Source organism: Stappia sp. (genome assembly GCF_048261845.1).
Taxonomy (GTDB): Bacteria; Pseudomonadota; Alphaproteobacteria; order Rhizobiales; family Stappiaceae; genus Stappia.
This window is the reverse complement of record NZ_JBLXFR010000087.1, coordinates 1-10,928: the sequence shown is the minus strand read 5'-3', so window position 1 is coordinate 10,928 and position 10,928 is coordinate 1. Positions and strand designations below refer to the sequence as shown.

Annotated in this window: 7 protein-coding genes and 1 pseudogene; 4 read left to right on the top strand and 4 right to left on the bottom strand. The window is 67.8% G+C overall.

Features of this window, described 5'->3' with window-relative positions:
- Window positions 1-515: DUF938 domain-containing protein (locus tag ACN0T5_RS20110; RefSeq protein WP_417770394.1), on the top strand; the 515-nt coding region annotated here is incomplete at its 5' end.
- Between the two features lie 47 nt (window positions 516-562).
- Here ACN0T5_RS20110 and ACN0T5_RS20105 read toward each other — a convergent pair.
- The 4 genes from ACN0T5_RS20105 to ACN0T5_RS20090 form a co-directional block, all read right to left on the bottom strand.
- Complete coding sequence (locus ACN0T5_RS20105; protein ID WP_417770393.1) at window positions 563-2,257, bottom strand: hydantoinase B/oxoprolinase family protein; 1,695 nt, start codon at window positions 2,255-2,257, stop codon at window positions 563-565.
- Complete coding sequence (locus ACN0T5_RS20100; protein ID WP_417770396.1) at window positions 2,254-4,365, bottom strand: hydantoinase/oxoprolinase family protein; 2,112 nt, start codon at window positions 4,363-4,365, stop codon at window positions 2,254-2,256. The genes ACN0T5_RS20105 and ACN0T5_RS20100 overlap by 4 nt, the downstream gene beginning before the upstream one ends.
- A 71-nt stretch (window positions 4,366-4,436) precedes the next feature.
- On the bottom strand, window positions 4,437-7,172 hold the full coding sequence (locus ACN0T5_RS20095) for a molybdopterin-dependent oxidoreductase (protein ID WP_417770392.1): 2,736 nt from the start codon (window positions 7,170-7,172) through the stop codon (window positions 4,437-4,439).
- A complete protein-coding gene (locus tag ACN0T5_RS20090; protein ID WP_417770391.1) occupies window positions 7,163-8,017 on the bottom strand; it encodes an FAD binding domain-containing protein in 855 nt (284 codons plus the stop codon). Before ACN0T5_RS20090 ends, ACN0T5_RS20095 begins: the two co-directional genes overlap by 10 nt.
- A gap of 190 nt (window positions 8,018-8,207) precedes the next feature.
- Here ACN0T5_RS20090 and ACN0T5_RS20085 point away from each other — a divergent pair, with 190 nt between their 5' ends.
- The 3 genes and pseudogenes from ACN0T5_RS20085 to ACN0T5_RS20075 form a co-directional block, all read left to right on the top strand.
- A complete protein-coding gene (locus tag ACN0T5_RS20085; protein ID WP_417770390.1) occupies window positions 8,208-9,041 on the top strand; it encodes a ferredoxin--NADP reductase in 834 nt (277 codons plus the stop codon).
- Window positions 9,042-9,230: 189 nt separating this feature from the next.
- Window positions 9,231-10,688 carry a 6-hydroxynicotinate reductase gene (locus ACN0T5_RS20080; protein WP_417770395.1) on the top strand — a complete coding sequence of 486 codons (1,458 nt, stop codon included), beginning with the start codon at window positions 9,231-9,233 and terminating at the stop codon, window positions 10,686-10,688.
- A pseudogene (locus ACN0T5_RS20075) lies at window positions 10,685-10,928 on the top strand (UPF0280 family protein); the annotation flags it as partial. The gene ACN0T5_RS20080 and the pseudogene ACN0T5_RS20075, both read left to right, overlap by 4 nt.

The following is a 10,928-nucleotide window of genomic DNA, read 5'->3' as shown; positions in this document are numbered from 1 at the left end:
GCGGCACGGGCCAGCACGCGGTTCACATGACGCAGGCCCTGCCGCATCTCGTCTGGCAGTGCAGCGACCTGCCCGGCGCCGTTGCCGGCATCGCGGCGCGGCTGGAAAGCGAGGGAAATGCGCGCACCCCGCCGCCGCTCGCCCTCGATGTCGCCGCCCCGCCCTGGCCGCTGCCGATGGCGGACGCGCCCGATGCCTTCGACGCGGTCTACACGGCGAACACGCTGCACATCATGTCGTTCGCCCATGTCGGGCAGTTTTTCGCCCGCGTCGGCGAGGTTCTGGCGCCGGGCGGGATGTGCTGCGTCTACGGGCCGATGAAATATGGCGGCGCCTTCACCACGCAGAGCAATGCCGCCTTCGACGCGCAGCTCAAGGCCGGCAATCCGGAAAGCGGCATCCGCGATTTCGAGGCGCTGGACGCGCTGGCGACGGATCAGGGGCTGACCCTGGTCGACGACATCGCCATGCCGGCGAACAACCAGCTGCTCGTCTGGCGGCGGGCCGCCGGATAGCGGCGGGTCCGCGTCAGGCGGCGTCCCCCTTGCGGCGAGGCGGCGGATCAGAGCCCTACCGCCGCCTTTCCGAAGAGCGCCCTGGCCCGCTCCGCCGTGTAGCGGCCGAGGCGCACGTCCTCGGCGACAAGCGCCGGATCGCGGTCCTGCGGGTCGCCGTAGCCGCCGCCGCCGGGCGTTTTCACGCGCACCCGGTCGCCCGGCTCCAGCGGAATGTCCTGCGCCTTGGACAGATGCTCGGGCACCATCGACGTGCCTCCCTGCCAGACGGTGACGGAATTGGGCTCGCCGTCCTCGCCGCCAAGCGCGCCCTGCGGGCCGAAGCGGCCGTGATCCATCACGAAACTTGCCGTAGCATGGCCGCGCAGCAGCTCGATCTCGTAGTCGAGCCCGAAACCGCCGCGATGGCGTCCGGCGCCGCCCGACCCCTCGCGCAGGGCATAGCGGTGATAGAGCACCGGGAACTGCTGCTCCATGATCTCCACCGGCGGGGCCTTGGAAATGCCGATGGTGGAACAGCCGTTGGAAAGCCCATCGTGATCCGAGTTGCCGCCATAGCCGCCGCCCGAGATCTGGTACATGACGAAGCCCGCGCCGCGCGCCGGATCGACGCCGCCAAGGGCGAAATTTCCGGAGCTGCCAGCCGGCGCGGCCGTCACCCGGTCGGGCAGTGCCTCGACAAGCGCGGCGAAGACCGCCTCGGCGATGCGCTGGCTGACTTCGGCCGCACAGCCCGAGACGGGGCGCGGATAATGAGCGTCGAGGAAGGTGTCCACGGGCCGGACGATGGTCAGCGGCTCGAAGGCGCCGGCCGAGATCGGCACATCAGGGAAGATGTGGCGCATGGCCAGGTAGACGGCCGAATGGGTCGTCGCCAGCACCGAGTTCATCGGCCCGCGGCACGGCGGCGAGGAGCCTTCGAAATCGAAGGTCAGTTCGCCGTCCCTGGCCGTGATCGCAAGCCGGATCTCCAGCGGCTCGTTGACGACGCCGTCGCTGTCCACATAGGCGAGCGAGCGGTAGACGCCATTGGGAATGAGCGCGACATTGGCCCGCATCTGTTCGGCCGCACGCCGGCGCAACTCGCCAATCGACTCGCGCACCACGTCGTCGCCATAGCGGTCGAGAATGCGCGCGAGACGCTCCGCCCCGACCAGGAGGGCCGCGGCCTGGGCCTTCACGTCGCCGATCCGCTGTTCCGAGACACGGATGTTGGAACAGATGATCGAGTAGATCTCCTGGTCGAGCACCCCCTTCTTGAACAGGCGCACGGGAGGAAGACGCAGGCCTTCCTGCTCCACGGACGTCGCCGATGCGGAAAAGCCGCCCGGCACCGCGCCGCCGGTGTCCGGCCAGTGGCCGGTGTTGGAGAGCCAGCAGAAGATCTCGCCGTCCCGGTAGAAGGGCATGGCGAAGCGCACGTCCATCAGATGCGTGCCGCCGAGATAGGGATCGTTGACGATGTAGATGTCGCCGGGCTCGGGAGCCGGCACCCGCCCCTCGCGGATCATGCCGATCAGGGTGCGGGTCGAATACTGCATGGTGCCGACGAAGACCGGCAGCCCGCCCGCCCCTTGCGCGATGAGCGAGCCGTCCTCGGCCGAATAGATGCCGTCGGAGCGGTCGTTCGCCTCGGCGATGACCGGCGAGAATGCGGCACGCGAGAAGGTGAGGTCCATCTCGTCGCAGACCTGCTGCAGGCCCGACTGGATGACGCTCAGCGTGATCGGATCGATGCTCATGCGCCTGCTCCGCCGGTGCTGCCAAGGGTGATGATGATGTTGCCGTCCCGGTCCTGTACCGCGTGGTCGCCCGGCTCGATGACTATGGTGGTGTCCATCTGCTCGACGATGGCCGGCCCTTCGATCCCGGCCGCAAGCGGCAGGTGGTCGCGCCAGTAGACCGGCGTCTCGCACCAGCCGTCGAACCAGACGGGACGCGTGCCGGTGCGCGCATCCTCAAGCGTCTGCCTGCGTCCGTCCGGGTCGATCAGAAGGGCGAGGTCGATGCCGGGACGGCGGCCGATGACGGAGGTGTTGACGTTGACGAGGCTCGCCTTGATCTCGGGAAGCTCGACGCGGAAGCGGTTGAAATAGGCCGCCTCGAAGAGGCTCTGCAGTTCGTCCACACTCGGCTCGGGACCCGGCAGCGGCACCCGCAAGAGGTGGGTCTGGCCGATGAACTGCATGTCGACCGAAAAGATCTCCTTCAGCTCCTCGATCGGCACGTTCTCCTTTTCCACGAGCGCCCGTCCCTCCTCGCGCTGGTGGGAAAAGAGTGCGTGCACCTGGGCAAGGTCGAGCACGGCAAGCGGCCGGTTGACCGTGTTGACGAAATCGTGCCGCAGGTCCGCGACGACGCAGCCGAGCGCGTTGGTGATGCCCGGACGCGAGGGAACGAGAACACGCGGCACGCCGAGTTCGCGGGCGATCGCCGTCGCATGAAGCGGACCGGCACCGCCGAAGGCGAAGAGCGCATAGTCGCGCGGATCCTCGCCAAGGCTGATCGAGACCATGCGCACCGCCTCGGCCATGCGGGTGTTGGCGATCCTGAGGACGGCGGAGGCGGCCTCCTCGGCGCTGACGCCGAGCGGGGCGCCCAGCTCTTCGGTGAAGATCGCGGCGAGGTCCTCCCGCGACACTCCGTTCGAGACGGAGTTGAGCTTGTCCGGGTTCATCCGCCCCAGAAGCAGGTTGGCATCCGAAATGGTCGGCTTCGTGCCGCCGCGTCCGTAGCAGATCGGCCCCGGCACCGACCCGGCACTTTCCGGACCGACCTGGAGCAGGCCCGCCCGGGTGATGCGGGCGATCGAGCCGCCGCCGGCGCCGACCGTGCGCACGTCCACCATGGGGACGTGGATCGGCATGGCGTATTCGATTTCGATCTCGTTGGAGACCGCAGGCTCCGCGTCGCGGATCAGCGCAACGTCCGTGGAAGTGCCGCCCATGTCGTAGGTGAGAAGGTTCGGGATGCCGGCGCGGCGCCCCGTATATGCGGCCGCCATGACGCCGGAGGCCGGCCCGGACATGACCGTCTTGGCCGCTTCGGCTGCAACGCGGCGGGCCGAGACCATGCCGCCATTGCCGTTCATGACGAGAACGTCGTGGCGGTAGCCGTCGCGGGCCAGTTCGTCGGCGAGGCGCTCGACATAGCGGCGCAGAAGCGGCTGCACCGAGGCGTTGATCGCCGCCGTCACCCCGCGCTCGAACTCGCGGCTTTCCGACAGCAGCGCATGGCCCAGCGTCACGTTCTCGTTCGGCCAGACCTCACGGGCGATCTCGCCGGCACGCAGTTCATGCTCCGGGTTTGCGTAGGAATGCAGGAAGTGGATGACAAGCGCCTCGCAACCCTTGTCGAGCAGCGCCTGCATGGCCGCCTTCAGTGCCTCCTCGTCGAGGGGAACCCGAACGCTGCCGTCCGCGTGCAGCCGCTCGGGCACCTCAAGGCGCAGGTCGCGCGGGATGATCGGGCGGAACTCGCCTTTCATGCCATAGGCATTCGGACGGGTGCGGCGGCCAAGTTCCAGCACGTCGCGAAACCCTTGCGTGGTGATGAAGCCGGTGCGGCAGAGATTGCGCTCCAGCACCGCGTTGGTGGTCGTTGTGGTGCCGTGGACGATGAGGTCGATGGCGGCGAGGTCGGCGTCCACCAGCTCAAGCGTCGTGCGCACGCCGACGGCCTGGTTCTGCAGGGTCGTCGGCGTCTTGGCGAGGCGGACCCGGCCATGGGCGGAATCGAACAGCACGAGATCGGTGAAGGTGCCGCCGACATCAATGCCGGCGACGAGTGCGGTGCGTCCCGCCGCGTCGGTCTCTTCTGTTCTTTCTGCGTCGGCGATCGACGGGGTCATGTTCATGGACGCCTCTTGTTTATCGACATCGTGCGGCGAAGGTGATGGGGCAACGGACCGGAGGACGCGCCTCAGGCCGGACGGCTGCGGATTGCGGCAAGAACCTTGTCAGGCGTCGCCGGAAGGTTCGTGACCCTGGCCCCGCAGGCATCCGCAATGGCGTTCAGGATCGCCGGCGCGGTCGGGATCAGGCAGTGCTCGCCGAGCCCCTTGGCGCCATAGGGTCCGTGCATGTCGCCCGTCTCGACGATCAGGGTCTCGATCGGCGGCACGTCGCCGATGGTCGGGATGAGATAGTCATGCAGGTTTTCCGTGCGGCCCGGCAGGAACTCCTCCATCAGGGCCAGACCGATGCCCTGGGCGACGCCGCCCTGCACCTGCCCCTCGACGAGGAGAGGGTTGATCGCCTTGCCGACATCGTGGGCGGCGGTGATCCGCAGAAGCTGCACGGTGCCGAGCTTCATGTCGACCTCGAGCTCGGCGATCTGCGCGGCGGTGCCGAAGACCGCATAGGGCACACCCTGGCCGTTTTCGTCCAGCGGCGAGGTCGGCGGATCGTAGGTCTCGACCGCCTCGATCACATAGGTCGCGCTGTCCGGGGCAAGGCCGGAGAGCGCGATGTTGCGCCGGCCATCCTTGTCGGAAAGACGGATCTCGCCGTCGGCGATCTCGATCTCCGCCGCGTCCGAAACATTGCCGAGGCGCAGGAGGCGGGCACGCAGCGCCTCGCCGCAGAGCCTTGCGGCATTGCCGGTGACGAAGGTCTGGCGGCTCGCCGAAGTCTTGCCCGCGTCCGGCGTCACGTCGGTGTCCGGGCCGACGATCGCAACCGTTCCGACCGGAACCCCGAGCGCGGTGGCGAAGATCTGGGCAATGACCGTGTTCGAACCCTGGCCGATATCGGTGGCGCCCTGATGCAGCACCACGCGTCCTTCAGCCGTCACTCCGGCGCGGATCGTGGAGGGATTGCTCATCGACGTGTTGCCGCAGCCGTACCAGCCGCCGGCAATGCCGACACCGCGACGGACGTGCCCGCCCCCGGCATTGACCGCCTCGGCCTCGGCCAGTGCCCGGTCCCAGCGCGGCTTCAGCGCGTCGAAACATTCGATGATGCCCATGCCGCGCTCGAAGACCTGGCCGGTGACAGTCGGGTCGCCGTTGGCGAGCGCGTTGCGGCGCCGGAACTCCAGCCGGTCGATGCCGAGCCGGTTGGCCAACTCGTCGTAAAGCGGCTCCTGGGCAAGCGCCGACTGGGGCACGCCGAAGCCGCGAAAGGCGCCGGCCGGGGCAGTGTTGGTGTGAATACCGGCGCTGCGGGCGACATAGTTCGGCGTCCGGTAGGGACCGGAAGCGTGGATCGGCACGCGATTGGCGACCGTCGGGCCCCAGCTCGCATAGGCGCCGGTGTTGAACGTGCCGTCGAACTCGGCGGCAACGATACGCCCTTCGGTGTCCGCGCCGATGCGCATGCGGATCTCTGAAGGATGGCGCTTGGTCGAGGTCGCGATCGACTCGACCCGCGAATAGGTGACCCGGACCGGGCGGTTCAGGATCCAGGCGGCCAGCGCCACATAGGGCTGGGCGGTCAGATCGAGCTTGGAGCCAAAGCCGCCGCCGGTTGCCGTGGGCACGACACGCACCGCCTCCTTCGGCAGACCGAGAAGCCCGGCGATGCCGTCGCGGTTCATCACGGGCGCCTGGGTACAGCAATGGACCTCTATCCGGTCTCCCACACGCCGGGCGAAGGCGGCCTCCGGCTCGATATAGCCATGCTCGATGAAGCCGGTGGAGAAGTCGCCCGCGACCACCACCGCCGCGCGTTCCAGAGCGGCTTCCGGCTCTCCGCGCCGGACGAAGCCACGGCACATGACGTTGTCGCCGCGCCCCTCATGCAGGTTCGGGATGCCGCCGGCATCGGCCGGAAGAAGGGCGGCCGGCAGTTCCTCGTAGACGACGGGGAAATCGGAGAGGTCGAGCGCGTTGACGATGTCGGCGGGACCGACGACAGCCGCAACCGCCTCGCCGCGGAACCGGGCCTCCCCTTCAGCGAACATGGGCTGGTCCTCGAAGCCCGGAATGACGCCGAAACAGTTCTCGCCAGGCACGTCGGCAGCCGAAAGCACCAGATCGAGCCCCCGCGCGCGCGCCCAGGCAAGGGTGTCGCCAAGGGTGAAGCGGGCGCGGTGATGGGGACTTCTGACGAGGCGCAGGGTGAGCGCGTCGGCGGGCGCCACGTCATCTCCGAAAAGCTCCGTGCCCGTCACCTTGGGCCAGCCGTCGATGCGCGCCATGGCCGCGCCCACGCCACCTTCGGCCGGCATGCCGGTGCCGCCGGCATCGAGCACCGCGTCGATGATCTTGCGGTAGCCGGTGCAGCGACACAGAACACCGCCGAGCGCATCGCGCACGGCCTCCTCGCACGGCTCCGCCTCCTCGCGCAGGAGAGCGAGGGCGGACACCATCATGCCGGGGGTACAGATGCCGCACTGGGCGGCCTGATGACGCTGGAAGGCGCGGGCGAGCGCTTCGGCCTTCGGATCGGAGGCAACGAGGCCGGCAAGCGTCTCGACATGCGCGCCCTCCACCTGGCCAAGCGCCGTCGTGCAGGAGCAGACGGGCCTGCCGTCGACAAGCACGGTGCAGGCCCCGCAGTCGCCGGCATCGCAGCCGACCTTGACGTCGCGAACCCCGGCTCGCTCCCGAAGAGCAAGGGACAGGCGCTCGACCGGATCGGCGACGATGCGGGCGGGCTTTCCGTTGAGGACCAGGGAGACCCCGGCCACGTCCTCGATATCCGTCAGCGCCATGCCTTCCCTCCCCGGTCAATGGCCGCCATCACGGCACGCACAACAAGCTCACGCGCCGCATCGAGGCGGTAATCTGCGCTCGCACGGACATCGTCGATTGGCGAAAGCTCCGCGAGCGCCGCATCCGCGACCTGCTTGCGGACCGCCGCCCCGGTGGCTTCGGCGCCGCTCAGGGCGGCCTCCACGCCGGCCAGACGACGCGCCACGGCGGAGCATGCCCCGACGGCGACACGGGCCTCTCCGATCCGCCCCGCATCGTCGAGCGACACGGCGGCGGCGACCATGGCAATGGAAATGACCAGATAACGCCGGGCGCCGAGCTTGAGAAAATGGGTCCGGTCAGCGTTCCAGTCCGGAACGAGGATCGCGGTGACGATCTCGCCGGGGGCCAGCGCCGTCTTGCGGACACCCAGGATGAAGTCGCCAAGCGGCAGTTCGCGAACGCCGTTGGGGCCGACAAGCTCGACACGGGCCTCCAGCGTCAGCAGCGGCGGAACACCATCCGCGGCAGGCGAGGCATTGCAGAGATTGCCGGCGATGGTGCCCGCGTTCTGGATCTGGATCGAGCCGACCTCGCGGGCGGCAAGCCGCAGACCGTCAAAGAGCGGCGGCAGGTCGGCCCGGACGATGTCCGTCCAGGTGGTCATGGCGCCGATGCGCCAGCCGTTCCCCTGCCGCGAGATGCCCCGGAGCGCCGCGATGCGGCCGAGATCGACGACCGGACCGGAAGGCTTCCGTCCGCCCAAAGCGGGAAAGAAATCCGTCCCGCCAGCCAACACACGCGCCTCCGCTCCGCCAAGGAGGGAAAGCGCGCCATCCATCGTATCCGGCCTGTGAAACTGCATCGGTTCCCTCAATGCATTTCGTTTGCATACTAACAACGTTACCGCTCACTCGAAATTCCTGTCAAGCACTCGGATGCGCCATCGTGACCAAAGTTTGATCATGCATTTTTCAGTTGCGCTCGTCGATTTTTTTCGTTTGCATGCTAACGATAATATTCTCATCGTCCCTTTCGCAAGGAGCGCCCAGATCATGACGGACACACTCGCAGACGACCGCCCGATCCTCGCTGGCGAACCCTCCCCCTTCGCCGTGCCGGCCGGTTGCCACGCCCTGACCGTGAGGGAGGTACAGCATTACACCGACACGCTGTTCCGCTTTCGCATCACCCGGCCGCAGGAGTTCCGGTTTCGCTCGGGCGAGTTCGTCATGATCGGCCTGCCGAACGCGGAAAAGCCTGTCTTCCGCGCCTACTCCGTGGCCAGCCCTGCCTGGGACGAGGAGCTGGAATTCTATTCGATCAAGGTGCCGGACGGGCCCCTGACACAACATCTTCAGAAGATCCGCCCGGGCGACACCGTGCTCATGCGCAAGAAGGCGACCGGCACGCTGGTCAATGACGCGCTGCTTCCCGGCAAGCGGCTGTGGATGTTCTCCACCGGCACGGGGATCGCCCCTTTCGCAAGCCTCATCCGCGATCCGGAAACCTATGAAAAATTCGAGGCCATCCATCTCGTCCATGGCTGCAGGACGGTCGCCGAACTGAAATACGGCGAGGATCTCGTCGCGGCGCTGCGCTCCGATCCGCTGATCGGCGAGATGGTCGAAGGCCACCTTCACCACTACACGAGCGTGACCCGCGAGCCCTTCCCCCGCCAGGGCCGGGTCACCGACCTGATCGATTCGGGAAAGCTCTTTGACGATCTCGGCGTTCCACGCATGGGCCCGGCGGAGGACCGCGCGATGATCTGCGGCTCCATGGCCATGCTCAAGGACACGAAGGAGCTTTGCCTCAGCCACGGGCTCGAGGAAGGCGCAAACAACAAGCCGGCGCAATTCGTGGTTGAACGCGCCTTCGTGGACTGACCCGTCCTGCCGCAGCGCGCGGCAGTCATGCCCGATAAATCAGCGCGAAACCCGCGCAAAGCCGATTGACACCAAAATCCCGCATATGTTTGCATACTAACAAAGCGAGCATACGTGCCAGCAGGAGTCACGACGTTGACTGCAGCCGATGGAAAGCCTGAAAAAATCAGGTGTGATGCCTGCCCGGTGATGTGCTACATCGCCGATGGCCGCTCCGGCGCTTGCGACCGATACGCCAATGACGGCGGCCAGCTCGTCCGTCTCGACCCGCTCACGATCCTCCGGCAACGCGCCGAAAGCGGCGGCGAGGTCGTGCCCTTCCTCGACAAGGAGTGGGACGGCGACATCCTCCCTTCCGAAGGCGGCTTCGTCACCGCGATCGGCGCCGGAACCACCTATCCCGACTACAAGCCCGCCCCCTTCATCGTCGCCTCGAAGGTCGACGGCGTGGACATGGTCACCGTCGTGACGGAGGGCATCTTCAGTTACTGCGGCGTGAAACTGAAGATCGACACCGACCGGCATCTTGGCGACGAGTGTTCCCCCGTTCGCGCCGACGGCGAGGTGATCGGCCACGTGACCACGTCCGAATACGGCAGCCAGATGCTGTCGCTCGGCGGGGTCCACCACCTGACCGGCGGATCCAAGAAGGAAGGCCGCGTCACCTGCTCCTCCATGCTGGCGCTGTGCAACGGCGAGGCCGTCGAACTCGCCATCGACGGCGGCGCGATGCTGACCGTGCAGGCCGGCCAACCTCCCGTCATCAACGGCCAGACCGAGGAGCGCATGCGCGTCGGCTGCGGCTCCGCGACCGTCGGCATGTTCGCCGCCCAATGGAACGGGCTGGTCGACGAGGTGGTCGTCGTGGACGATCACATCACCGGCGTCATTTCCGAGCATCAGGCGGGCAAGGTGATCGGCTGGGCGCCGACCGGCATCCGCATCAAGGGCCGTCGCTCGACGCCGGGCCGCTATTTCCAGGTCGCCGAACCGGGCACGGGCTGGGGCGGCACCAACCTTACCGATCCGCTCGCGATCCTGGGCGCCTTCGACCCGAAGACGGCACGGCCGGGCCTTTCCATCCTGATGGTGTCGACGACGGGCGAGCACTCCGCCTATTTCGAGCTCGACGAGGCGCTCCTGCCCGTCGAGAAGGAGATGCCCGCGCGGCTCGCGCCCTCGGTCCAGAGGATCGCCGACAATTGCGAGCCGGCGCTCACCTCCGTGCTGTTCATGGCCGGCGCCGGCGGGTCACTGCGCTCCGGCGTGACCGAGCACCCGGTCGGCCTCACCCGCTCCGTGCAGGGCGCCCTCACCTATGTGAGCTGCGGCGGCGCGCCGGTCTATGTCTGGCCGGGCGGCGGCATCACCTTCATGGCCGATGTCACGCGCCTGCCGAAAAACGCCTTCGGCTACGTCCCGACGCCCGCGCTGGTCGCACCTATCGAGTTCACCATGCGCGCCGAGGATTACGAGGCGCTCGGCGGCCACATGGACTATGTGATGCCCCTGTCCGAGGCCCTTGAGGGCAAGACCGGCCGGCAGAACGACCATATCCTGAAAGGCCGGCGCGGCGTTCAGCCGTCTTCAGGCAATCCCTGGCCGACAGGGCCGGACAACTTCCCCTGGCGGGGGCACTCGACATGACCGCTCCGGTCCGGATGCATGGTGCGACCGCGCGGCTTCTGGCCGATGGTCGCCGGCTGCACCTGCAGCACGGGCCGATCGACCTGGTGATCGAGGCTAGCGGCAGGGCCGACGAGGTGGCGCTTGCCTACCGGCAGGCCTGCGAGGCTTTCGGTCCCGTTCTCGACGAGCTCGTCGCCGAACTGCCACGGCTGCGCGCGCCAACGGGACCGCGCCCCGAGGGGCCGGTCGCGCGCCGCA

Bases quoted from the DNA above. Each gene is read 5' to 3' on its own strand.
- ACN0T5_RS20105 (WP_417770393.1), bottom strand. From the start codon at position 2,257: ATGAGCATCGATCCGATCACGCTGAGCGTCATCCAGTCGGGCCTGCAG.
- ACN0T5_RS20100 (WP_417770396.1), bottom strand. From the start codon at position 4,365: ATGACCCCGTCGATCGCCGACGCAGAAAGAACAGAAGAGACCGACGCG.
- ACN0T5_RS20095 (WP_417770392.1), bottom strand. From the start codon at position 7,172: ATGGCGCTGACGGATATCGAGGACGTGGCCGGGGTCTCCCTGGTCCTC.
- ACN0T5_RS20090 (WP_417770391.1), bottom strand. From the start codon at position 8,017: ATGCAGTTTCACAGGCCGGATACGATGGATGGCGCGCTTTCCCTCCTT.
- ACN0T5_RS20085 (WP_417770390.1), top strand. From the start codon at position 8,208: ATGACGGACACACTCGCAGACGACCGCCCGATCCTCGCTGGCGAACCC.
- ACN0T5_RS20080 (WP_417770395.1), top strand. From the start codon at position 9,231: ATGTGCTACATCGCCGATGGCCGCTCCGGCGCTTGCGACCGATACGCC.